21 protein-coding genes are annotated in these 24,408 nt (G+C 60.8%); 11 read left to right on the top strand and 10 right to left on the bottom strand.

The window, feature by feature from the left end; translation table 11 throughout:
* Positions 1-14: 14 nt before the first annotated feature.
* Entirely contained in the window at positions 15-137 is a 123-nt protein-coding gene (locus tag GT355_RS18485) for a hypothetical protein (RefSeq protein ID WP_275690155.1), read from the bottom strand.
* A 153-nt stretch (positions 138-290) separates the two neighbouring features.
* Here GT355_RS18485 and GT355_RS13910 point away from each other — a divergent pair, with 153 nt between their 5' ends.
* A complete protein-coding gene (locus GT355_RS13910) occupies positions 291-551 on the top strand; it encodes a PRC-barrel domain containing protein (RefSeq protein ID WP_160135180.1) in 261 nt (86 codons plus the stop codon).
* A 75-nt stretch (positions 552-626) separates the two neighbouring features.
* Here the strand turns inward: GT355_RS13910 and GT355_RS13905 are convergent, their stop codons facing one another.
* From GT355_RS13905 to GT355_RS13895, 3 genes are all read right to left on the bottom strand, one after another.
* On the bottom strand, positions 627-1,391 hold the full coding sequence (locus tag GT355_RS13905; protein WP_160135179.1) for a hypothetical protein: 765 nt from the start codon (positions 1,389-1,391) through the stop codon (positions 627-629).
* A 125-nt stretch (positions 1,392-1,516) separates the two neighbouring features.
* Positions 1,517-3,352, bottom strand: coding sequence for an SLC13 family permease (locus tag GT355_RS13900; protein ID WP_420825974.1), 1,836 nt, complete (start codon positions 3,350-3,352; stop codon positions 1,517-1,519).
* 242 nt (positions 3,353-3,594) lie between these two features.
* The gene (locus GT355_RS13895; RefSeq protein ID WP_160135177.1) at positions 3,595-4,251 is read right to left on the bottom strand and encodes a hypothetical protein; all 657 of its coding nucleotides are present in this window, start codon (positions 4,249-4,251) and stop codon (positions 3,595-3,597) included.
* A 760-nt stretch (positions 4,252-5,011) separates the two neighbouring features.
* Between GT355_RS13895 and GT355_RS13890 the strand changes: the two genes are divergently transcribed.
* Positions 5,012-6,058 (top strand): Gfo/Idh/MocA family protein, encoded by a 1,047-nt coding sequence (locus GT355_RS13890; RefSeq protein ID WP_160135176.1) that lies wholly within the window; start codon positions 5,012-5,014, stop codon positions 6,056-6,058.
* A gap of 123 nt (positions 6,059-6,181) precedes the next feature.
* Positions 6,182-7,246, top strand: coding sequence for a D-xylose 1-dehydrogenase Gfo6 (gene gfo6, locus GT355_RS13885; RefSeq protein WP_160135175.1), 1,065 nt, complete (start codon positions 6,182-6,184; stop codon positions 7,244-7,246).
* A gap of 67 nt (positions 7,247-7,313) precedes the next feature.
* On the opposite strand, the gene GT355_RS13880 is transcribed toward gfo6, so the two are convergent.
* Positions 7,314-8,330, bottom strand: coding sequence for an alkaline phosphatase family protein (locus GT355_RS13880; RefSeq protein ID WP_240145822.1), 1,017 nt, complete (start codon positions 8,328-8,330; stop codon positions 7,314-7,316).
* A 290-nt stretch (positions 8,331-8,620) separates the two neighbouring features.
* Here GT355_RS13880 and GT355_RS18090 point away from each other — a divergent pair, with 290 nt between their 5' ends.
* Positions 8,621-8,758, top strand: a complete 138-nt coding sequence (locus GT355_RS18090) for a DUF7503 family protein (RefSeq protein WP_192928026.1) — start codon at positions 8,621-8,623, stop codon at positions 8,756-8,758.
* A gap of 2 nt (positions 8,759-8,760) precedes the next feature.
* Here the strand turns inward: GT355_RS18090 and GT355_RS13875 are convergent, their stop codons facing one another.
* Together GT355_RS13875 and GT355_RS13870 are read right to left on the bottom strand one after the other, a co-directional pair.
* Entirely contained in the window at positions 8,761-10,881 is a 2,121-nt protein-coding gene (locus GT355_RS13875; RefSeq protein ID WP_160135173.1) for a hypothetical protein, read from the bottom strand.
* A 272-nt stretch (positions 10,882-11,153) separates the two neighbouring features.
* Positions 11,154-11,705 (bottom strand): hypothetical protein, encoded by a 552-nt coding sequence (locus GT355_RS13870; protein WP_240145821.1) that lies wholly within the window; start codon positions 11,703-11,705, stop codon positions 11,154-11,156.
* Between the two features lie 625 nt (positions 11,706-12,330).
* Here GT355_RS13870 and GT355_RS13865 point away from each other — a divergent pair.
* Positions 12,331-14,100 carry a BCCT family transporter gene (locus GT355_RS13865; protein ID WP_160135172.1) on the top strand — a complete coding sequence of 590 codons (1,770 nt, stop codon included), beginning with the start codon at positions 12,331-12,333 and terminating at the stop codon, positions 14,098-14,100.
* Positions 14,101-14,115: 15 nt separating this feature from the next.
* Here the strand turns inward: GT355_RS13865 and GT355_RS13860 are convergent, their stop codons facing one another.
* Positions 14,116-14,574 (bottom strand): universal stress protein, encoded by a 459-nt coding sequence (locus GT355_RS13860; protein WP_160135171.1) that lies wholly within the window; start codon positions 14,572-14,574, stop codon positions 14,116-14,118.
* Positions 14,575-14,730: 156 nt separating this feature from the next.
* Here GT355_RS13860 and GT355_RS13855 point away from each other — a divergent pair, with 156 nt between their 5' ends.
* Complete coding sequence (locus GT355_RS13855) at positions 14,731-14,985, top strand: hypothetical protein (RefSeq protein WP_160135170.1); 255 nt, start codon at positions 14,731-14,733, stop codon at positions 14,983-14,985.
* Positions 14,986-15,243: 258 nt separating this feature from the next.
* On the opposite strand, the gene GT355_RS13850 is transcribed toward GT355_RS13855, so the two are convergent.
* The gene (locus tag GT355_RS13850) at positions 15,244-16,479 is read right to left on the bottom strand and encodes an RNA-guided endonuclease InsQ/TnpB family protein (protein ID WP_160135169.1); all 1,236 of its coding nucleotides are present in this window, start codon (positions 16,477-16,479) and stop codon (positions 15,244-15,246) included.
* A gap of 1,237 nt (positions 16,480-17,716) precedes the next feature.
* On the opposite strand from GT355_RS13850, the gene GT355_RS13845 reads away from it, so the two are divergent.
* From GT355_RS13845 to radA, 3 genes are all read left to right on the top strand, one after another.
* Positions 17,717-18,826, top strand: coding sequence for an ATP-binding cassette domain-containing protein (locus GT355_RS13845; RefSeq protein ID WP_240145820.1), 1,110 nt, complete (start codon positions 17,717-17,719; stop codon positions 18,824-18,826).
* Positions 18,823-19,662 (top strand): ABC transporter permease, encoded by an 840-nt coding sequence (locus GT355_RS13840; protein WP_160135168.1) that lies wholly within the window; start codon positions 18,823-18,825, stop codon positions 19,660-19,662. Before GT355_RS13845 ends, GT355_RS13840 begins: the two co-directional genes overlap by 4 nt.
* 303 nt (positions 19,663-19,965) lie before the next feature.
* Entirely contained in the window at positions 19,966-21,000 is a 1,035-nt protein-coding gene (gene radA / locus GT355_RS13835) for a DNA repair and recombination protein RadA (protein WP_160135167.1), read from the top strand.
* 87 nt (positions 21,001-21,087) lie between these two features.
* Here the strand turns inward: radA and GT355_RS13830 are convergent, their stop codons facing one another.
* Positions 21,088-21,912 (bottom strand): alpha/beta fold hydrolase, encoded by an 825-nt coding sequence (locus tag GT355_RS13830; RefSeq protein ID WP_205250447.1) that lies wholly within the window; start codon positions 21,910-21,912, stop codon positions 21,088-21,090.
* Between the two features lie 657 nt (positions 21,913-22,569).
* Here GT355_RS13830 and GT355_RS13825 point away from each other — a divergent pair.
* Both GT355_RS13825 and GT355_RS13820 read left to right on the top strand, forming a co-directional pair.
* Positions 22,570-22,719 carry a hypothetical protein gene (locus GT355_RS13825; RefSeq protein WP_160135166.1) on the top strand — a complete coding sequence of 50 codons (150 nt, stop codon included), beginning with the start codon at positions 22,570-22,572 and terminating at the stop codon, positions 22,717-22,719.
* Positions 22,716-23,996, top strand: coding sequence for an MFS transporter (locus GT355_RS13820; protein WP_160135165.1), 1,281 nt, complete (start codon positions 22,716-22,718; stop codon positions 23,994-23,996). Before GT355_RS13825 ends, GT355_RS13820 begins: the two co-directional genes overlap by 4 nt.
* Positions 23,997-24,408 lie beyond the last annotated feature (412 nt).

Genomic DNA, 24,408 nt, shown 5'->3' with positions numbered 1-24,408 from the left:
AGCAGCTGGGTGACTCACTCCAGGACGAGCACTTCCCCGCAGTTCGCACACGGGATGGCGTTCTGGTCCGACCGCGGGCGCTCCGGCTTCCCGTAATCCGTTTCGGCACCGCACTCCGGACAGACGACGATCTCCATACCGATCGACCATGCTATACGTAACCAAACACGTCCTGCTTGCCCACGCAAGGGACGTCTGACGGGGTGGAGCGCGGATGCGGGTTCGAGCGAAGGGACGGCTCCTCGAAGGGCCGCAAACGGCATGACCCTCCGGAACGTACGCCATGCCCCATGAGCACGGAGAAACTCACGGAGGACGACATCGGAAAGGAGGTCGTGAACGCGAACGGCGCGACGGTCGGTGTCGTCGTGAGCGTCGAGGACGGGGTCGCTCACGTCGACGTCGACCCGGACATCACCGATGCGGTGAAAGCCAAAATCGGGTTGAACGACGTCTCCGAGGAGACGTTCCCGCTCCACCCGGGCGACGTGAGTGCGAGTACCGACGACGAACTCCGGGTGACGGACGTCGCCGGTGTGGACGAGCGGTGAATCCACCTCCGCGTGAACGGGCGGACGTCGTCGGTTTCACTTTCGAGCTCACCGGGAGCTTTACCACCGGTCTCGTTACCGACTGGGGACGGTCGAAAAGCGTGTCGCGCCACCGATATCCGGTCTGCTCGAAGGGACCGTCGAGTGCGTCGTCGAGCTACTCGGCGAACCTCCTTCGCTGCCGCCGACCTTCTCGTCGAGCGCGCTGCTCTTCTCGTGAGCCGTTTCGTACGCCGCTTGGAGGCCGTCCCGAGGGGAGAGGTCGGTACTACTCTCTTGTTCCTCCGTTTCCGAATCGCTCTCGTCCGTGATGAGACCGTTCAGGAGTGCGTCGTCGAGATCCGATTTCTCCTTCATCAACGCCCGAAGGTCCACCACCTGAAGCAGCTTCCCGTAGTCGACGAGTTCGGTGAGTCGCCCGAAGTCGACGGAGTCCGTCGGCTTCCCAGCGACGACTGCCCCGGGAACCTCCTTGCCTTCTATCGCCGACGGCAGCCCGCTCAGTTCGACGGCCTCCGGCAGCGCGGCGACGTCGACCGTTTCGAGGAGGTCGGTCGCCGCCTCGATCACCGCTCGGAGGTCGTCGATCTCCTCTTGGGAGTCCTGGAGCGAACCGTTCCCTCGAAGCCACTCTCGCAGCGCAGTGATGCCGGGGTCCGCCCGTTCCAGTAGCTCTCCCGCTTCGAACGCGACATCGGCGATAACCGTCCTGCTGGTCCCGTCGTTCGAGATCGGTCCTTCCCTCGAATGCTGGAGCGCGCCTTCGAGCCGTTGGCGGGTGTCGCCAAGGCTCGGCTCTTGGCCCTTCTCCGCCGTGGAGCGGTCGACACGGACGCTCATACCGCGAACCTCGGCGCTGTGGGATGGGTTGTACTCATACGAATGCCTCTCACTCGTTCGAGGGTCTGGTTCTGGATAGCCTTCGTGCCAGCGGTGGCAAGTTTCGACGAGTGTTGAAGAGGGTGTCAAACGCCCCAGAGCATAGCGATTCCGAGGACCGTCACAACCGAGAGCACTATCTGTAGCGGTGCGCCGACACGGGTGTAGTCGGTGAACCGGTAACCACCGGGTCCGTAGACGAGGAGGTTGGTCTGATAGCCGATCGGTGTCATGAAATCGGCGCTCGCCGCGAACGTCACGGCGAGCACGAACGCGAACGGGTTCGCGCCGATCTCGGCGGCGGTCGCCACCCCGACCGGAACGAGGAGGACGACGCTTCCGGCGTTGCTCACTACGGCGGTCGTGAGCGCCGTAATGACGTAGAATACCCAGAGGACACCGAGCGCCGGGAGGTACACGGCGCTCTCGGCGACCAGCCCGCCGATCAGGGCCGCGGCCCCGGTCTCGGTGAATGCGGTCCCCAGCGGGATGAGCCCCGCCAGCAGGAAGATCACGTCCCACTCGACCGCGTCGTAGAGCTCGTCGGGTTTGAGCACGCCACCGAGAACCATCGCGACCACACCCCCGAGCGCGGCGACCAGGATATCGAACACGCCGAGCGCGGCGAGGCCCACCACGCCGAGCACGATCCCGACCGCCAGCGGGAGCTTCGTGCGCCGATATTCCCGGTTGGGGAGTTCGCGTGCGACGATCACGTTCGGGTCGGCCGCCATCCGTTCGAGGGTCGCCGTTGGTGCGTGGACGAGAAGGGTGTCCCCGCGGTCGAGAACGAGGCCCTCGATACGCCGGTGGAGGAGATCGTTCCCACGCCGAACCGAGAGGAGATCGACGTCGTACTCGCGTTCGAGGGGCGTCCCGGCCACCCGCTCACCCACGAACGAGGACCCGGTCGGGACCACGAGTTCGACCAACGTCTGTGGTCTACGGAGCGGATCGGAGCCGTGACCCCCTTCCCCGGAGTCTCCGGCAGTCCCATCCGACGAGTCGTCGAGGGCCGCCTCGGAGACGTCCGTGGGGGTGATGGACAACCCCTGGGTCGAGATCAGGCGTTGGATGCGGTCGGGGCGGGCACGGACGATGAGCGTATCGCCACCCTCGATCGACGTCTCGGCGGTCGAATCGTCGACCTCTCGACCGTCGCGGAGCAGCCGAACCACGGCGACGTCGGCCGGAAACGCCCCGTCGACCGTCTCGACCGGACGTCCGACGAGCGGCGATCCGTCGGTGACGACGACCTCCGTGAGGTACTCGCCCATCTCGTACTCCGCGAGCAGTCCGTCGGTGGCTTCGATCCGTTCGGGGATGAGTCGATGACCGACGAGCAACAGATACCCGGCCCCAGTGAGGAAGACGATGGCTCCCAGCACCGTGAACTCGAACATCGAGAACGGACGGCCGAGCAGCCGTGCGGAGACGTCGCTCGCGACGAGGTTGGTCGACGTCCCGATCAACGTGAGCATCCCGCCGACCATCGACGCGTAGGAGAGCGGTATCAGGAGCTTCGACGGCGAGGTCCCGCCCTCGCGTGCGAGGTTCGAGACGGCCGGGATCAGCATGGCGACGATCGGTGTGTTGTTCAGTACCCCCGACGGAAGGCCCGCGACCGAGATCACCGAGAGGAGCTGTCGTCGTTCGTTGTCGCCGGCGAAGGTCGCCATTCGTGCGCCGAGGCGCTGGACCGCACCCGTACGACTTACGCCCGCACTCAGGATGAACATCGCGAGGACGGTGATCGTGGCGCTGTTCGAAAAGCCCGCGACGCCATCCTCGACGGAGATCCGGGTCCACGGTTCGAGCACCATCAGCGCGACCATGACGATCAGCGCGGTGACGTCGACCGGAACGCGCTCGGTCGCGAACAGCCCGAACGCGAGCAGGGTGATCGCGAAGACGACGACCATTCCGGTCGTGACCGATGGGAGCTGGGCGGGGACCGCGATACCGATCGACATACTAGTCCCGTTCCGCTTCGCACGCAAATAACGAGGACCATGCCGGTCACTGCCCTGTTTGTTCGAATCCGTCGCAGCTGTGGACCACACCGCTTCCGTCTGGGGCAGTGCTAGAAGGTACTGGTCTCGATCCCGTTCTTCTCACACGTCGGAGGCGGGGCTTCGGCCCCGTCTCTCTCGGCAGTCATGGGTCACTGGTTCGACGGCTCCTCGCTCTCTCCCGGTTCGAGGGTCGCCCACAACTCGTCGTTCTGGTAGATCTCCAGCGTCGCCGTGCCGTTGTTCTCGGCGCTGTAGAGCTGGCCGTCCGACGAGTACGTATCGACGCCACCCGCTCCGACGAAGCCGTACGCGCCCCAAGCGCGTCCCGCGTAATCGGAGTTCTCGGCCGTCGTCCCGGGGTTCGCTCGATCCTCGTAGAAGAACCCAGCTGTGCCGGCCTCTCCGGCCAGTAGTGTGTAGTTCGAGGCACCCTCGCCGACCGCCTCGACCCTGATGGTGTTCGCGCCCGTCGGCGGTGCGCCGGGGTCGACGCGCTCGTTCTCGGTTCCCTGGCCCGCCGGCACCGTCTCGTAGAGGTCTCCATCGAGGTAGATCTCGAGCGCGACGTCGCCATCGTTGACGAAGTCGAGGGAGGGATTGTCCGGGGAAGTCGGTCTGTACTGGTAGCTATCGACCCCGTTGTCCCCGACGAACCCTTCGGCGTAGTAGGGGTCGTCGAGGACCACTCGGTCCTCGTAACTGGCCGAGTCGTCGGTATCGGCTTCCGACCCCAGCTCGATGTCCGGCCCGCTCTCCCCATACATTCGATAGTACGAGCCACCCGACCCGTCCGCGACGATGGTCACGTTGTACCAGCCTTCGCGGGACGAGTCCGTGTCCGTTGGTGTCTCCGTCCGTGTCGGTGTTGCCGTGGCGGTCGGTGTCTCCGTCGGTGTCGGTGTCTCCGTTGCAGTCGCAGTCGCCGTCTCCGTGGTGGTCGGTGTTGGCGTCTCTGTTGCCGTGGACGTCGGCGTCTCGGTGGGTGTCGGTGTCGGCGTTGACGTAGCGGTCGGTGTCGATGTGGACGTGTGTGTCGGGGTGTCGACCGGTGTTCCAGTCGCCGTTCCGGTCGATGGTGCTGTTGATGTGGACGTTCCCGTCCCCGTCGTGGTCCCCGCTGTTTGCGTCCCCGTCGCCGTTGCGGCGGCCGCGGTAGAGGTGTTCGCCGGTCCACCCGCGTCGTTCGCCGTCGGAGCCGCCGTCGAGGTGTCCCCGGGTGCCTGGGAGAGGAAACTACAGCCGGCGAGCGGTATCGACAGGATTACTAGAACGACGAGTAGGGAGCGGCGGTTCACCGCCGGCTCCCTCCCCGCCGAACGGCCCGCCGATTTGTCGGCAGCTCACGAGCCGTTCGCGTCTCGACACGAGGTGGGCTCCGAACCATTTCGTTGGTCATCAAACCCGCTCCACATCAGTATTCGGATCCGGCCTCCCAGCCGCTCTCCAACCGAGTGTCCGGAGCCTGAAGACGACGGCGAAGCGGGTGGAACGCTCCCATCCGAGTTCGAGAACGCTCGGTGGCCCGCGGATACGATACGTTATGTCCCTGGAGGGGCCCAAGCGGATATGACCTGGCGCATCGTCGGCGCGAATTTCGACCAGATGCACATGAACACCAATCTCGGGTGGGCAGCGGACCACCCCGGGGCCGAGGTGGTCGGGCTCTGCGACGAGACCCCGGAGACCTCCACCGGGTCGCTCGAAGCGGCCGCTGCGGACTGTGACGTGTCTTCCGACCGGTGCTACGACGACCTCGAAGACTGTCTGCGCGCCCTCGAACCCGATATCGTGCTCGGCGGGCCGATGAACTCGGCGCACCCCCGGTTCGTCGAACGGGTCCTCGCTCACGATATCCACGTCGCCATCGAGAAACCGTTCGCCCGCTCGTTGGCCGACGCCGACCGGATGCTGGACGCGGCGGCGAACTCGGACGGACGGCTCGCGGTCAACTGGCCGGTGACCTGGTCCCCCGTCCATCAAACGCTCCGGGAACTCCTCACGACCGACACGATCGGGGAGATCGTCGAGATCCAGTACTACGGGGGGAACGCGGGCGCGCCGCCGGACGACAGCTGGTTCTACGAGACGGAATCCGGCGGTGGCTCCCTGCTGGACTACCTCGGCTACGGCGCGACGTTCGCGACGTGGTTTCGAGACGGCGAGCTCCCGAAAGCCGTCTCGGCACACACCCACCCCACAGGCGACACCGACGTCGACCGCCAGAGCGTGACCGTCTGTCGATACGAGACCGGTCTCTCGACCTTTCAGACCTCGCTTCGAATGCCAACGCACCCCTGGGAGCACGATTCGACACCGGCGAAGGGCTACGAGGTCGTCGGGACCGAAGGGGCGATCACGACCCGTCAGCACGGGAGCCCGATCCGGGTACAGACGTCCGAGTCGCCGGACGGCTACGTTGTCGAGCCGGAGCCGCTCGAAGCGCCTCACGCGAACCTCGTGCAGTATCTCGTTCACTGTCTCGAAGACGAGATATCGTTCACCGGACCGACGGCTCCGGGGTTCTGCCGGTCCGCCCAGCGGATCATCGAGACGGCCCAACGAAGCGCCGCCACGAACGGGGAGGCACTGCCCCTCCGTGGCGACCCGCGATAACCCACATCTCAACAGCGCAGGCCGTCGACGACGGGGTGGCTTCGAGCCGGACGGATACCGGACGAGCTACGAACCTCTTCGCGGGACAACACATTAGTTCGCTACGAACGAAGAACACCGTCTATGGACCTCAGCCACTACTTCTCGACGTTCGAACGGCGGGACTGGCAACGCATCGAGGAGGGACGCGTTCGGCTGGCGCTCGTCGGTCTCGGTGGGTTTGCTCGCGAACGTGCCCTCCCGGCGATCCGCAGGAGTACGTTCTGTGAGGCTACCGTTCTCGTCAGCGGGTCGCCCGAGACGGCCGACGACCTCGCCCGTGAGTTCGACGTCGAGCACGTACTCGGCTACGACGAGTTCGAGGACGGTACGGCGAGCGACGCCTATGACGGGGTCTACGTCGCCACTCCACCGAACCATCACGAGGCGTACGCGTGCGCCGCTGCCGACCTGGGAAAACACGTCCTCTGTGAGAAACCCCTCGCCGCGGAGCCGTCGGCGGCGGAGCGGATGGTCGAACACTGCGCGAACGCGGGCGTGGTGCTCATGACCGCCTATCGGCTGCGGACCGAGCCCGCGATCCGTCGAACGCGTGAACTGATCGCCGACGGTGTCATCGGCAAGCCGCTCCAGATCCACGGCGGCTTCTCGGTCACGTTGCTCGAAGACGTCGGTCCGGATACGTGGCGACTCGACCCCGAGGTCGCGGGTGGCGGCGCGCTGATCGACCTCGGGATATACCCGCTCAACACCGTTCGTTTCCTGCTCGATGCCGACCCGATCACGGTGATGGCCGAGACGCACACGGAGGGACCGCCGTTCGACCGAGTGGACGAGCACGTCGCCGTGCAACTGACCTTCCCGAACGGCGTGACTGCCTCCTGTACGGCGAGCTTCGATGCCCACCCGGACAGTCGACTCCGGATCCTCGGATCGGACGGCCAAGTACTCCTCACCGAACCCTTCGGAGGCGACGTTTCCCAACGGATACTCGTCGAACACGGCAACACACAGACCCGGTATACGGGCTCGCCGGTGGACGAGGTTCGCGAGGAGTTCGATTACTTCGCCCACACCGTCCTGGCAGCTGTCGAGGACGGGCCCGATGGAAGCGACGGACTGACCGACATGCGGACTATTGCGGCGGCCTACGAATCAGCCGAGACCGGTAACCGAATCGAGTTGTGAATCCCCCACGAGACGGCCAATCGAAGAGTATCACGGCAGGGAACGAGGGTCGTCCCTTCTCACCTTCTCACAGGTAGCCCAAGTTGGAGAGCTGGTTCTCCACGTCTTCGGCCGTCCGAGCGTGGACACCTGCTTCCCCCGAGTAGGCGGACCTGACCGGCGGTTCGGCGATGATACGGTTCGACTCCGTCGCGTTCTCGAGCACGCTCCGAACGTCAAGCACCGACTCGGCACCGTCGAGAAGGTCGTCGCTGGGGGCACCGAGGAAGGCGTTGTGTGTATGGTCGCCGTTCTGGAGCCCGTGGTCGGAGACGCAGAACACTCGGTCTTCGGGCTGGAGCATCCGTTTGACCTCCTCGGTCCAGCGGGCGGCCATCCGATAGGCCCGCTCCTGCCAGCCCGGGTCCGTCTCGGCCGCGACGGGCGCTACATGGCCGACCGTATCGAGGAAGCCCAACCAGACGAACACGAGGTCGTACTCGCGTTGGACCGCGGAACGAACCACGCCCAACTTCCCCGCGGCTTCGGCGGCGAGTCGCTCTTCGAGTCGTGAGAGGGACGCGGTCGGGGTGGACCGTTTGCTCCCGTCACTCGTTTTCTCGGACCGAAGGAACGCCTTGAGCTGTGCTCCTCGGTCGAAGAGGATGTCGAGCTCGTCGTCGGCGGGGACCCGATAGTTCGGGACCGCGATGGGGCGCGCCGTTCGACCGTCGAACACCGTTTCAATCCCCCGGTCGTGGAAGTACCCTGCGGACTTGAAATCGAGTTCGACGCCGCGATTCTGGAGTCGGAGGCCGAAGCCGGTCCGGACATCGCGCGGCACCCATCTCGAAGCGTACTGGCTGATCGTAGAGAGCACCGGATTCCGCCAGTCGACACCCGCCTCGGACTCCACTCGAATGCCGTGTTCTTCCGGTGACCGGCCGGTGATCATCGACGGCCAGACTTCGTAGGTGTGGGGCTCACCCAGATACGGATTGTCGAAGGTCTCTAGATCGGTGTGAGCAGGTCCGAACGAATCCTCCAGGTGATACTCGCCGACCAACTCGTGATCGAGCGCATCCCACCCCAGCACAACTGTCATTCCGTTCATGAGATGGATAGTGTCGTATATCGTATGAGTAAGGGGCTTGCAGACGCCGTCCCTACTCTCCGTCTCTCCCTACACCGCCGCCGTCGAAATTTACAAATTTCACACTTGTAACTCTGCCAATGGTCCTGAGGAGTGCGCTACGACGGAAAATATCCCGCTGTGCCAGGCGATCCACAGGTCTCGAACAGAAATCTCTATGATGTTATGAGAAAAACCAATTCAGTCCATGTCATATCTATTCGAAAATATTCATGTTGCGGGCGCGTCTCCGGTAAAACGCAATGTCCGATACCAACGAACTCCGGACGTACCTACAGAACCACCCGAAAACCCTCGCCGCGCTGTTCGGCCTGATGACCCTCCTGTCACAGGTGGGCAGTGCAGCAGCGGCTAATAGTGGTGCTATCGCCGGCCCATAATTCTATAGATCGTCAGCGTCGATCTGAGAAGTCCACCGTAATTTCCCGTCGATCTTAACGGGATCGTTCGATAGTGAAAGAAAGTCCATGAGTTCCTCCTTCGTGAGATCGTTCTCTCGAATTTCCCCGGTAGAGATGTGATACTCACTATCGTCGATATAGGGTACCACTAACGCTCCTATTCCGGTTCTCGATGTATGATGTGCACTGAACGTCAAATCGAATAGCCCATTGTCGCGTTCGATATGCAGTAGATTCGCGGTCAAACTTTCGGCCTGTGCGATCGAGAGAGTTCCGTCGCCCACGACGAGGTACTCCTCGCCCATGATGCTCTCCTCACGCGCGATGTCGAGCGCTGGCCGGAGCGGAAACCCGCAGTTGAGCAGGCGTGCGAGCGTCCGTCCGATCCTGACTGCTTCACAGTTCAGGACGTCGCTGAGTGTAACGATGCCACCGATAGCCCCGTGTTCGATGAGGGCCATGCCCTGACGGTAGGATTGACACGCGTTGAGCAAGAACGCGTCCACACCCACGGACTCCAACATCGTCGCGTCGAGCTTGCCGTCCGCGCACTCGAATCCCTCCGGGTCGACGTGTCCGATGTAGTGGAGGAAATCGGTCCGGGACGAGAGCACCTCCGTCAGCTCCGTGGTCGTGAGTTCGCGCTCGACGGAGATTTCGAAGGGCAACTCGTCGCGCTCGCCATAGACCTCGTTGATGAAGTCACGCTCCTCGTCCATCGTCGCGTCGTTACAGACGACCGTGATCCCGATATCACCGGCCGTCGGTGTCCGATCGAGCCGATGCCGGTAGGCTTCGATGGACGCCTTGCTCGCGTTTACGGGGATCCCCTCGCCCACCCACATCTGCTCCAGCGAATCATCCAGCTTTGGCTCCACGAACGTGTCCTCGGGCTGGGCGACGGTTTCCGAACTCGCGCTCCGCGTGAAACTATCGCGTCGAGCCGATTCAGCCACGGGCGCTCCATTACCCTCCATGACCCCTGCCGTGGCGGGATTCGGTGCGCTCGTCGTCTCGCCACACCGAACGATGGCGAGGTCGTTGACCGCGAAGGGGAGCATCTCGACGCTGGACGCCGTTGGCTCGACGTGTGTGGTGAGCTTCCACTTTGGGAGATGAGCTTCAAGTGTCTCGAATGGAACGGCGAGATAGGCCTCGAGTTGGTCGACCAAGGAACCCTCATAGAGGGCGGCGAAGTCGAGTTCGAGGTCGCCTTCGAGCGCTCTTCGCTCGTGAACCTCTACAGGATAGAGCCCTTCGGTACGCGTGAGACAGTCGAAGAAGAACACCTGTTTCAGGGTGCGCTCGACGGTCCGTTCGAATCCCAGGGGTCCATCCAGGTCGTACTGGAATCCAGAGTCGGCTCGCAGGAGCGGTTCGTCGCCGGGGACCAGACGGGCACCGAGGTAGTACGCCAGCGGCGCGGCGATGAGTATCATCCGGCGGTCGGCTGGAAGTTCGATGACGACACCCGAATCGGGTGGTTCGAGCCCCGCGAGGTCGAGTTCGTCCCCGAGCTCGACCAGCGGGGGGTGGCCCCGCAGCGTCGGGAACGACCGCTCCGGACTCATCGTCTTGAGGGCCGAACCGAACGTCGAGACCGCCCGCATCAGGTCCTCGGGATCCGACGTCGTCGTCACCGTCGCCGCCGGTTGGTCGTGGTGTGATCGCGCTCCCACCACGACCTCCGTCTCCTCGCCGAACTCGATGCGCATGGTCTCGGCGGTGGCATGCAGCGTGATCGGACTCTCGACCAGGAGATAGAGCTTGATCGGCGCACTCAGATCGACCGTGTACCGCCCGGCAGGCAACTCCTCGAAGGCGAAGTGCTCCGCTTCACACAGCGGCGCTCCCTCCTCGTCGCGGACGTGCACGGAGACGACGCTCGGGAGCGAGATGGCTTCGGTACGGACCGAGACGGCGGTATCGACCGGAAACCGGAAGTCGTCCGTCGTAGCTGGCTCCGGTCGCACCCTCTCCCGTGTCGACAGCATGTAGCGATGCCGTTCGATCGGATCGACTGCCACCAGTCCACCGCTCTGTGGAGCCTCGAAGAACGGCTCCTTCCCAGCCCCCTTGGATCGTCCATCCAACTCGCTCATCCTCTATTCTTTAGGTACGCTCGCCGAAGTAAAAGCGTAGCGGTGGTCAGACCGACACTCGGCTCTCGGAGTCTCCCTTTCGTTCCGTTTTCTCACACACGAGATATTTGTAAGCATACGCGCAAGTACCGCTATCGGCAACCACGAGAACCCATCAGTCGGTTTCTCAGCAGAGACGGACAAACAGCTCTAATACCCGGTTACAGGCGAAAGAAGCGTACTCCCTAACTTATTGGTCCGTGTTCAAGGCGACCGTACCTCTCACCTTGCGTTCACGTCAGACGGTCGATCTTGTCCGTCTGGAGCTGAGCGATCCTGGTTACCGTCTCGGTTCGCTCGTCTTGGGACGGTATCTCCGGGTTAGCACCCGAATCCGTCCCACTGAGCGGCGTATGCGTGAGGCGGAAGACGTGGTTCGCGGTGACCACCTCGATATCGGTAACGGTGTCGGTCCACCAGAGGAAGGCGGTCTCGCCGATCGAGCCATCCGCCGTTGTGACGCTCTCGTTCGCTCGCATCTGGTCCGGAAGGTTGCCCAGCGAACACGTCCCACCGAGTGCGTCGAGCGTCTCGCCCTCACAGGGCCATAAGCGGAGCCTGACGGTCTGCGGGTACGGTTCGTCGGCGTGATAGCTCGCGGTTATCGTCCCGCTCTCGGTGACTACCGGGGAGCCCCCGTCCGAATACGTCCAGGCGTCACCGATCGCGTCGGCCGTGAGCGCTCGTTCCGCCGGTCCGCTCATGCGCCCGGAGAGACAACCCGAGACGCCAGCAGCGACGAACGGGAGGCTCCCGAGCACTCGAAGATAGTTTCGTCTCCGCATCAGTTCTCAGACTCCCCACAACCCACGAGGGCCACGTGTACTACCACTTTCGGCACATATAGTATCCGTAGCGATATGAGCATGTTGGCGTTCGCACAACACCGGCTCGGGATTAGATAATTCCCTTCGGAACCCCCACGCGCCAACAGTCGGCTCTCACTGCTTGCAGTGCCCGCCACCAACCGGCATGAAATGCCGTGATTGGATGCTCAAGAGGGGTTTGAGCACTCAGTTCCGTCGATTTCGGCATTCAACATCTCTTCACCTATCCGATGCTCCGCATGCGGAGTGAAGAACAGAAGACGGAGGTCGGCAGTGGAGGCGACCGGCTCCCAGTCGTGGCAAAAAACGTCGAAACGAACGAATCGGGTTATCGGCGACAATATTTATCATCGTTCGTGTCAATAGCCACCACGGCAAAAACTCACGAACAACCGGCCCCGGTGGGGTGAGGCGGACGAAATCGCTCCGGTGGGACGCCGAAGCGCCCGAAATCGGCGCGGTTTCGATGGTGCCGACCATCACGAAGGCGAGAATCACATGACCAACCGACCCCCAATTGACGCGGCGACACAGCAACGCGAACCCTACCGAATCGACCACGGATCCGAAGCGGGGGGGCAGCATGGCTGACGCCGAGGGCGACACCACGGCGGGCGAGATGTCGGACGGGCTCCAAGTAGAGCTGTTCCACCCCGACTCCGATCGGGAACCGGGGGATACGAACTACCAGGGATACGGCTTTGACGTCCACCCAGTCGTCTTTCCCGTCGCGCTAGTCGTCATCGCGGCGTTCGTGGCGGCGACCCTCCTGCTCGGCAACGAAGCGTCGTCGATCTACACCGCCATTTTCAACGGTATCAACGACTACTTCGGCTGGTTTTACATTCTCGTGGTGAACGTCTTCATCGTCACCGTCGTCTACTTCGCGGTGGGCAAGTACGGCAAGATACGAATCGGCGGTGTCGGGGCCGAAAGGGAGTTCAGCACCTTCTCCTGGATGGCGATGTTGTTCAGCGCCGGCATGGGGATCGGGTTGATGTTCTTCAGCGTGGCCGAACCGGTCACCTACTTCGGGAGCGTGCCGCCCTTTTTCGCCGGCAACGGTATCGAAGCGGGCTCGGCCGCCGCGGCGGGCCCCGCCCTCGCACAGGCGTTCTTCCACTGGGGGCTCCACCCGTGGGCGATCTACGCGCTCGTGGGGCTCGGGCTGGCCTTCTTCTCGTTCAATCGGGGACTCCCGCTCACGTTCCGGTCGATCTTCTGGCCACTGCTCGGCGAACGGATCTACGGCTGGCCGGGCCACATCATCGACCTCGTGTCGGTGTTCGCGACCCTCTTCGGGCTCTCGACCTCGCTCGGCCTCGGGGTCACGCAGGTGAGCAGGGGCTTCAACGTCATCGCGGGTGACCTGTTCGGCGCGAGCTTCCCGACCGGGACGTTCGGCCAGGTGGCCCTCATCATCGGTATCACGCTTATCGCGACCGCGTCGGTTGCGGCGGGGCTTGAGGGAGGCGTCAAGCGCCTGAGCAACATCAACCTCTATCTCATGCTGGCGTTTCTCTCGTTCGTGATCGTCGTCGGCCCCACGCTCTACATCTTCAACGGGTTCACCAACGCGTTCGGTACGTACCTCGTGAGTCTCCCCGGTCTCAGTTTCTTCACGGGCGCGTTCGCGGGGCAACCCGCACGGGACTTCCTCGGCGGATGGACCATCTTCTACTGGGGCTGGTGGATCTCGTGGTCACCGTTCGTGGGGATGTTCATCGCGCGGATCTCGAAGGGACGGACCGTTCGTGAGTTCGTCATGGGGGTACTGTTCCTACCGTCGATCTTCTCGTTCGTCTGGATGTCGACGTTCGGCGGAAGCGCGATAAACGCCCAGATCGCCGGGGCCGGTATCCTCGCGACGCTCAACACGCAGGGACAGTCAATCGCGATGTTCTCGATGCTCTCCCAGTACCCACTGGGGGAGATCTCGACCATCGTCGCCACGCTCCTCGTGATAACCTTCTTCGTCACGTCCTCGGATTCGGGCTCGCTGGTGATCGACCACCTCACTTCCGGCGGGAAACACGACGTGCCGCGGGCCCAGCGCGTCTTCTGGGCGCTCAGCGAGGGCGGCGTCGCGGCGGTGCTGTTGGCCGGCGGGGGGCTCACGGCGTTACAGACTGCCGCCGTCTCGACCGGCCTGCCGTTCGCGTTCATCCTGCTCTTGATGTGCTATACCGTCTATCTCGGTCTCGAGAACGAGTACACGATCCTCGAATCCGAGGCGTTCAAGGAGCAGATCAGTCGGATCGACAGCATGGACGACGTCGAGGTGACCGCTTCCAGCGGGGACGTCGTCACCGGCATCTCGGATGGCGGTGAGGGCACGTCCGACGCCCGATAGGTAGCGGCGACTCCCTCACGACCCGGAGGGACGCGATTCGGCTTCGTTCATTTTCGTGGAGATCACCGGGACGGCCGAGATCCGGACGACCTTCTCGACGACGGTGCCGAGCAGCGCGCCGAACCGGCCCTGGTAGCCCGTCCCCATCACGATGGCGTCGAGGCCCATCTCGTCGGCGTACTCGACGATCTCCTCGTGGACGGTCCCGGTTCTGAGCGCGGTGACACACTTGACGTCCGCCCTGCTCGCCATGGTGCAGACCTCGCTCGTGACCCGCTCGCCGAACTCCCGGTACTCCTCGCGGACCGTCTCCTCGTCGTCCCGGACCGAGAGCGCACGCGGGACGCCCGGGAGGTCCATCACGTAGAGCGTGTGGACCGTCGCCTCGAGCGCGGCCGCGAGCTCGATGCCGTGTGCGGCGGCCTTCCGCGCTTCGTTGCTGCCGTCGGTCGGGATCAGGATCGTCTCGTACATGATCGTTCACACTGGGCTACCTCGCATATCGGCATAAATCTGGTGAGGAGATAGGTCACCCATTTATCTTGGACGTTCGACCGGGGCGATGGACGAGCTACACCGGTAGGCGACCCGTTTCACAATCGTTTATCGACTCGATGGCGTAGGGATAGTATGACGACACTCAAGAGCTCCCCCGGTCCGGCCGCCGACAGCGCGTTCCGGTCGGGGATGATAGCGGCGGCACTGCTCGGACTCGCCGGGATCGGCACACTCCATACGGTCGACGTGATCCCGTTGCACCTGGCTGGCTACGCGATCGTCCTCCTCTTCCCCATGTATCTCGTCGGCGCGGCCTCGGTGCTCAGCGTGTGGCTCGGGTACAACGCGGACGTGACCGACCTCAGACCGGTGTACAAGGACCCGTAGGGCGAGGGGTTGAGGTACGTTCGTGATCCTATCGAAGAAACTGCTCACCATCTAACGATTGCGGTCTCCTGTTGAGTTGGCTTCCGTCGCCAAACGTCGGGATAACCTCTAGCGAGTGCTTTCATCTCCGGGTCAGAGGTGCTCCTCAAACGACGTAGCGACCAGAACGGTTCGTTTCGATACTGGTCGAAACACTGCTTACAAACTTCCACATCATCTCGGCTATTTTCTGAACCCTAATTGGTGAACTACCCCACCCTACTCGCTCACGGCTGACGCCGTTCGCTCCTTGAGGGCGGGGCTTCCTGCTTCCACGACGCGCTTTGCATCCACCGAAGCGGTAGACACAGGGAGCGCAGTCTCCACAGGCGTTCTTTCGGGGTGAACCACCCCTACATCTTTGAGACCGCGTGCGAGTACGTTGTAGGCCGCGTTCTCGTCACGGTCGGCTTCAAAACCACAAGCCGGGCATGAGTGTTCGCGTACCCACAGCGGTTTCTCGGTCTTGATGCCACACCGAGAACACTCTTTGGTCGTTCCTGCCGGGTTCACCGCAACGAAGTGTGTTCCTTCGCGCTCGCACTTGTATTCGAGCATCCGTAGAAAAGTACCCCACGCGGCGGATGCTCGGTTGCGACTGTTTGACTTGAACTGCATCATGCCAGCAACGTTCAAGTCTTCCATTGCCACGAAGTCGTACTCGGTAGCGTAGTAGTTCGAGAGCCGGTGAAGAAAGTCGCGGCGCTTCCGTTTCAGGTCAGCGTGACACTCGGCTACCCGTCGGCGCTGACGTTTGTAGTTCGCCGAACCATGTTCCTTCCGCGATAGTTTTCGTTGCTCACGTTCCAAGCGTTCGCGCTCGTCGGATAGGTCAAGCGAACCAACGGCGAAACCATCGGAGTCGTGGACATACTTGAGTATCCCCACATCAATTCCAACGCACTCGTCGGGGTTCTTGGGTGGTTCGGGCGTCGGTTCGCCGTCGTCCACGACGAGAGATGCGAACCACTCGCCAGTTCGCTCTTTCTTGACATGGATTTCTTTGATCGTCGCGTCGTCGGAGAGTTCGCGGTGGTAGCGGATCGATATCTCGCCGATCTTCGAAAGTCGTAGCACAGCCGTCCGACCACTCGTATTCTTGAGTTCGAAGCCGGATTGACTGTACGTGAACGAACGGTACTCCGACGGCGCTTTCCACTTGAGTTGACCAACCTTCCGTCCCTTCTCTTTCATTTTCGCGAGGCGCGAGAGGTTGTTGTCAAGTCGTTCGGCAACGCGCTGTAGCGCCCGCGAATGGACCTCTTTGAGATCAGTCCACCACTTCTTGAGTTCGGGCAACTCGTCGCGGAGGTCACGCATCAATGTTCGTCCGTCGGCGTGATTGAGACGGTACAGGAAATGGTTGTACGCCTGCCGGTAGATGTTCCGATGCTCGTCCATGCACTCGGACTGAGCATTGGTCGGAAACATCCGATACCGACGAGCGTACCACATTCGCTATCCGCGCTCCTCGATCAACTCATCCAAAGCGTCTTGGACGAACCGGGAGAGGTTCAGGTGATTGTCCTGAATCCACTCCTCTTGGTCGTCGCGGATAGTGATGTTCTTCCGTTGCGTCACAACACAAGATATGTACTATACACACAATTCAGTTACGATATGTGCTGGCCTGTGGGCCGGCAACCGTCGCGGAACAGACGAAAGAACAGATGATGACGGACGCTGTATCCCCTCCCTGCTCGCGCCTTCGGCGCTCGCTGAGGAAGGGGGATTAGCGCCCTGCGTATTCAGCTAACAGAGGTCGTACTCGTGCTCACGAGTTCTATGGGGCTGAGTGTAGACGAGCCGACTATGTCCTGAACGGACAGCGTTGTCCCCACCGCCGGCTCCACACCGTGGTACCCAAAAACAGGGGTTGTACGCCTTCTTCATTCTTGTTCTATCAGAGTGAACGACGAATATCTGCTTCCCAGTCGGCTCCGTGTTCTGTACAAAGCGTCTGTTGGTTTCCCACCCTCTTGAAAGAAATCGACATGAGCTGGGCCCTCGTTAGAACTGGCGGATCAACGACTTCGAGCTGAACACGCTCGTCGACTCTCTTATCAAGTAGTGGTTGAGTGGAACGCCGATCGTCCCGGCCGCCGAGGGTGATTAGAAGACGAGAGGACACTGGCATGTCGTTATCTATTCCATCACTGGAAGCGGCCGTAGCGAACCTGCTAACGAAGCTCGCTGCCTGTAGGAACTGCTATCGACCAAAGACCGAGTTCCCATTTATCTCCGATTCCGAGCGACGAAGAAGAACACAGTTTCGCCGAAGAATGGCTTTCAGCGCGACTAGAAATCGGACGAGTCCGGAAGTAGAGTTGTAGGGCTATCACTTGCACTTGCGGAAGCGTAGTTCCCGACATCATCGGAGCAAGGCCACCTTACCCGGGGTTCACGTTCGAAGTGTAACTCCTCCATGCCACGAGTAAATGCCACGAAGGCCTAAGATACACGGCTCCATTCCTCAATCGATCACTTTCGCTCCGCATATAGCTCTGGTTTATCGTCTAAAAAGACCTACTCGATTCGAGGGATCTGAAGCAATGACTATCAATAAGCATGTCGAGAATCCGTTGGTCGCAATTCGCACTCGGGGTACCAGCAGAACACACTCGGATGGAACCGAAACAGCGCATCGACTCGCGAGCGCTCAACCACGAGTTGGCAATGGAGAATCAAGCACATGAACGAATCCCGATCGCCGAAACAGACTGGCAAGATTACAGAAATCTCGAGCTCAGAAGAGGTGGCTTCGGTGGAAACAGGGCCTCTCAACTCATCGCCATCGGTGACTGAAAATGGCACCCTTCCTTTCGGAAGGACCGACGACTCGACTTTCGCCATCGAGACTAATGATCTCGAAAAATCGTTCGGGGAAACGAACGCCGTGGACGGAGTTGATCTTCGAATACCTCGGGGTTCGGTGTATGGCCTCTTAGGTCCCAACGGTGCCGGGAAGACGACGATAATTCGGATACTCACCACGTTGCTCCGCCCGACCGCCGGTACGGCGACTGTCCTTGGATACGACGTCGTGGAGGACGCAGCCGAAGTCCGTGCAAAAGTAAGTCTCACAGGTCAGTACGCCTCAGTCGATGAGGATCTCAGTGGACGCGAGAACCTCGTTCTCGTGGGACGTCTGCTCGGGTTCTCTTGGCGCGCTGCGAAGGAGCGCGCCGACGAGCTGCTTACTGCCTTCGGTCTCGAGGCGGCTGCTACGCGCCAGGTACGAACGTACTCCGGTGGGATGCGGCGTCGACTCGATGTCGCCGCGAGCCTAATTGTTACGCCCGAGGTACTCTTCTTAGACGAGCCAACGACGGGGCTCGACCCACGAAGCCGAAACCAAGTCTGGGTCATCATCCGAGCCATCGCCGCCGAGGGAACCACTGTTCTTCTCACTACGCAATACCTCGATGAGGCAGATCGGCTTGCTGACCGACTTGCCGTCATCGACAACGGCCAAGTCATCGCAGAAGGAACGAGCCGCGAACTGAAGGCCGCCGTGGGTGCAAGTACTCTCACTGTTCAGCTTCAGGATCCGGAACGTCGAGGGGAGGCCGAAGCCATCCTCCGGGAACACTTCGGAGAGGCGGTCTACCATGGAACTGACCGAGATACTCTTTCCGCGAGCGTTCCACACGACGAGGAGCCAGTAGCGGTGCTGACAGCGCTCTCGGATGCTGACGTGGGCGTCGCAGAGTTGTCGCTTGGACAGGCGAGCCTCGATGAGGTTTTCCTCGCACTCACCGGTCAGCCCGTCGAGGATTCAACCGAGGAGGTGGCCGCATGAGCACTGAAACCGCTCTCTCGAACAATGTCGTTGAGGACGATCTCGACGATGTTCTCTCACAGGTCGAACGGCCATCCCGCCCGGGCCCGATCTCCGCCTCACTCACCCTTGGATGGAGAGCACTCCTGAAAATCAAGCACGTACCGTTTCAACTCCTCGATGTCACGGCATTCCCGTTGATGTTCACGTTGTTGTTTACGTTCCTCTTTGGGGGTGCTCTCGCCGGGTCACCACAGCAGTACATCCAGTTCCTGCTACCGGGGATCCTTGTTCAATCCATCGTCTTCATTACCGTCTATACGGGCGTCGGGCTCAACACGGATATCGACAAAGGCCTCTTCGATCGATTCCAATCGCTCCCAATCTGGCAGCCTGCGCCACTAGTCGGAGCCCTCCTCGGCGACGTGCTTCGCTACTCAATGGCGGCGATCATGGTCGTTGGGCTCGGTGCCGTTCTGGGTTTCCGTCCCAGAGCCGGAATCATAGGAGTCGTTCTGGCGCTCGCACTCGTCCTCGTCTTCGCATTCAGCGTTTCGTGGATCTGGGTTCTCGCGGGGTTGCTGGTCGATACGCCGGAGTCCGTCATGACGGCGAGCTTTTTCGTGCTCTTCCCGCTGACGTTCGTGAGCAATATCTTCGTCGACCCGGCAACTATGCCGTCGTGGCTCCAGACCGTGGTCAGTGTGAATCCCGTCACGCATCTCACCGACGCCTCTCGGGGGCTCATGCATGGGAATGTAGCCTTGATGGATGTGACGTGGGTGCTCATCGCTTCTGCGTTGATCGTCGCCGTGTTCGCACCGCTCTCGCTCTACATGTACCGCAGCGAGCGTTGATACACCTATCCCGCTTATTGCAAACTCAACTTTGTGGCCGGTCCGAACTCATCATCGACAGTAACTATCTCGTCCAACACGGCGGGGACCCGAGTCACGAGCGAAAGTGGACGTAGAAACGGGATATCAAAGTCGCCAACCAATCGGAATGATATCTGCCGATTCCCATGTGGTCAGCGAATGTGATATGGGAACTGAATACAAGCCTCCTATCGCCGGTTTCCACGGACATAGACAGAAGTCGGTTCACATTCACTAAGCTGTTGGCGGCGTCTTATGACCAGCTACATCGTCCTCTTCAGTATGGCAGCAACAGTCAACCTGGAGAACCTACCCGGTGTGGGCCCGGCGACCGCTGACAAGCTCGTCGAATCGGGATACGACTCCTATCAGGGCATCGCAGTCGCTAGTCCGGGAGAGCTCGCTGCAACCGCGGACATCGGTGAGAATAGCGCGGCTGGTATCATCTCTGCTGCACGTGACGTCGCGGATATTGGTGGATTCAAGAGTGGAAGTTTCGTTCTCGACCAGCGAAACGAGATCGGGAAGCTCAGCTGGCAGGTTGATGCTATCGACGACCTTCTCGGTGGCGGTGTCGAAACCCATTCGATAACAGAGGTGTACGGGGAGTTTGGCGTCGGGAAATCTCAAGCCACACATCAGCTCGCGGTCAACGTCCAGCTTCCCTTCGAGTACGGAGGTCTCGAAGGACGGGCGATATTCATCGACAGTGATGATACCTTCCGACCCGAACGTATCGAGGAGATGGTCCGGGGCCTTCCAACCGATATTCTCGCTGCAGCGATGGACCAGCGCGATATCGAAGGCGCTCCGGAGAACGAAGTCGCGATAGATTCGTTTATCGAGTCTGTCCTCGAGCGAATCCACGTCGCGAAAGCATTCAACTCCGACCACCAGATGCTCTTGGCTCAGAAAGCGCAGGAAATCATCGCCAAACACGAGGATTCGGACTGGCCAGTCCGGCTCGTCTGCGTTGATTCACTGACCGCACATTTCCGTGCAGAGTACGTCGGCCGCGGAAAGCTCGCCGAACGCCAACAGAAGCTCAATCGTCATCTCCACGATCTCTCGCGAATCACTGACCTCTACAACGCTGCCGTGTTAGTGACAAATCAAGTCCAGAGTAACCCCGATTCGTACTTCGGTGACCCAACGAAACCCATTGGCGGAAACATACTGGGCCACAAATCGACAGTTCGACTTTATCTCAGGAACTCGAAAGGGACGAAGCGAATCGTCCGGCTCGTCGATGCACCGAATCTCCCGGACGGAGAGGCAGTAATGCGAGTCGAGAACGAAGGTTTAGTCGACGAGTAGTCCTCAATCAATGAGGACGTCATCTCACGATGACCGCTTGCAACGCCACCATTCTCGGTGGTAACGATCTCAGAGGGTTTGAATCCCTCATAGAGATTTGAGGAATGCTAGTAGTATTCCATTGAAGTACTCTGGATTGTCATCGTTAGCGTTGTGGCCAGCGTTCGGAATCACTTCATAGCGACAGTTGGGTTCCCGATCGGCCCATGAAGGTGCATCGCGGGCGATTGTCCCCGTTCGATCGGCATCACCATGTGTCAATAGAAACGGCTTCTCAATCACATACCCCGGCTCTGAATGGAGAGCATCCGCGACTCCCTTCCAAGTTGTTGTGAACTCCTGCTTTGAGAGGTGGCTTGTTGCACGGTAGGCATACTGTTTCGCTCGTTCTGTTTCTGCCGTGCGCGCAGAAATCACTTTTTTGAGGTTCTGATACGGCCAGACCTTGAACAAGTATGGCGAGAGCTTTAGAGCGAGGTACTCCGTTCGTGAGGGGATACTCGTAATATCAGTTGCACCAATAATTCCGAGCGCGTCTACACGTTCCGGATAACGCATGAGGAGTTCTTGAGATACATATCCCCCAAACGATTGTCCGAGTGCTACAACGTTCTGTACGCCAAGTTCGTTGAGTATCGCTACCAAGTCGTCAACAATAAGTGGAACGGTGAAATCTGCTCCAAGGGGCTTGGAGAGGCCATGGCCTCGAATATCCCAACTCACTACTCGATATCCAGCCTGGAGTAATGGCTCAAGCTGCTGATCGAACAGATGATGGTCCATTGTTGCACCGTGGCTCAGCACAACCATGGGTGCATCTGCAGGACCAACTACCCAGTAATGAAGCAGAGACCCTTTCTTGTTAAGGACGAAGGGTTCTCCCCAATCAACGGTTTCCCCTCTCCCCGCCATTCACCGAGAAACGATCCTCACCGGCATATAATCTTTGACAGGTGGTGATTCGGGTATCGCAATTGGCATCCAGATGCGAGGACCACGCTAACCCATCAACGTGATCTGGTACCGCTCAGTAATCTCGAACTCTTCCCACAGGCACCCTCGATCTCGGAACCCTGGCGCTCGGGTGGAACGCGGCACGGTATACAAAAGGCGAATCATCGGAGCCAGTACCTGGGGGGTGGGGGGCGTGGAGGCCCTCACCCACGAGGTCGTAATCGGTTTCCTCGATGGTTTCACCGAGCGAAAAGCGTGCTATCGGCACCACGAGTGATTCGTCTCCGAGATCTTCGTTCACGACTGTGATAACCTGTCACCGCACGTTCGTCGATACCGTATGCCTTGGTGTCAGCGCGCTCGGTGAGTGTTTCGTCCGTCTCATGCTGGCGGTCCTCAAGATCGACCAGCTCATCAGGCGTGTCTTCTCGAGGAGCCGGTCCAATAGTGATATTACGATCCCGGGTAGTACCAGCCACTCACTTCGGTATTTCCCGTATTCGTTAGGAGTATCGTTCGAAATCGAAACCTTGCCATCTAGCAGAGATCTCAGCTCGCTTTCGTTCATTGCCCCCGCTCAAAACGCTTTAGCGTCGTGCAAACTAACCGGTTAGAATGAGTGATACTGCGCGCGCCGCGGTGGGCGTGCGCACCAACCGAACCGTATTCGACGATCCAGTAGCCGGCAACGGAATATGGGGGGCCCTCGCAACGTATTTCGGCGTCGTACTGGTTCGTGACGGCACGGACGGGCGCGTCGAATGAACAGGAGCGAAACCAGGCGCGATCCGGACCATGACACGGGTCGCTCGACACGGTATGTCGCGGGAGCGCTCATTGCGGGCGTGTTCTTCGGTGGGATCGGTGGCGGGGTTGCCTTCCCAACCCTTCCCACGCTCGGTGGGGTACTGGGTATCGCGCCGATTTTGGTCGGGTTGATCCTTTCCACCAATCGGATCGTTCGGCTCGTGATGAACACACCTGCAGGCCAGATTCTCGACCGGTTTGGTACCCGTCGACCGATGCTCATTGGCTTCTTCCTGCAGGGGTGTGCGCCGTTCGGCTATGTGCTCGGCATCCACTCGGACCTCGTTCCAGTATTCGATGCTGGCGGCGTGTTCTTGCTCTCACGAGCGATGTGGGGCTTCGGTTCCGCATTCGTGTTCGTGGGCGCGTTCAGCACCATCACGCGGGTGACAACCGCCGAAAACCGGGGCAAGTGGGTTGGCTACATGCGGGGTGGCCAGAGTCTCGGTTTCCCGACGGGCCTGATTGTGGGCGCCCTCATCGCCGACACGTTCGGTTACACGCCGGCCTTCCTCACCGCCGGTGGTGCGGGCCTGTTCGCCTTTCTCGTCGCGTTCGCCGTGCTTCCGAACATCCAGCCCACCACTGGTTCTCGGAGCGGGCTGACTGATATTCCGCGGATGGTCCGTGCCGATATCCGCATCTTTACCGTTGGCGCGGTGAACTTCACCGTGCGATTCCTGTTCGCAGGGGTTCTCCTCTCGACAGTCGTACTCTACGCCCAGCAGAACAGTATCGAGATCGCCTTTCTCTCTGGTGTTGGCGCGAGTGGGGTCGTGATGGCTCTCGGCGTACTCTGTGCGAGTCTAACGACGGTAATCGCGGGTTCGATTTCGGATCGACTCTCGAATCGTGCGCTCTTGACGCTGCCCGCGCTCGCCGTCTTCGGATGCGGGTTCGCGCTGCTCGCGCTCGTACCCACCCTGACGAGCACACTCGTCGGCGTCGCGCTCATCGGCGTCGGTGTCGGGGGGTCGAACCCACCACTGCTCGCATATCTAGGGGATATCAGCCCCGCCAATGATACCGGAAAGCTTGGTGGTGTCTACAACGTCTTCGGTGATCTCGGGTCCAGTGTCGGCCCACTGGTCGCGCTGCCACTCGCGGAGGTGGTAGGGTTCACGATCGAATATCTCGCCTGCGTCGGCTTCGTGGTTCTCGCCGGCGTACTCGTCGCCGCGACATTGTTCGGTGAAAACACCTCCGTCTCCGCTAGAGCCCTCCCTGACGACTGATCGCCAGCATGTCCAAAAGGTACTCCTTCTCTCACCCTAGCTGATCAGCGACTAGCTTTTCAAGGAGCAACCGTCGTTCGGTGAGTCCCCGCTCACATTACGACAACAATGACCACAAAGCGTATGCTATGTTTGAGACGCTCCACATTGGTGCAATGACCAGGTATCCCTCAGTACTGGGAGGGGCGGCCAGTGGGTCGCTCACAGACTGTAGTGGGGATGAGGGACGGGCAGGGGAAGCAACCGAGATTCATGGCTCATCAATAGGGCCAGTAATAGATGTTTCTGCAACGGACTTGCCACCGAACAATACCACGGTTACAGTCAACGATGCACCACCCACTCTCATGAGTACGGCCAATAACTCAACAGCTACTGATGATAGTCAATAGGACAAGCAGTCTCAACCTTG

The organism is Halococcus salsus (assembly GCF_009900715.1).
GTDB classification, from domain to species: domain Archaea; phylum Halobacteriota; class Halobacteria; order Halobacteriales; family Halococcaceae; genus Halococcus; species Halococcus salsus.
This window is presented reverse-complemented; position numbering and strand designations above follow the sequence as displayed.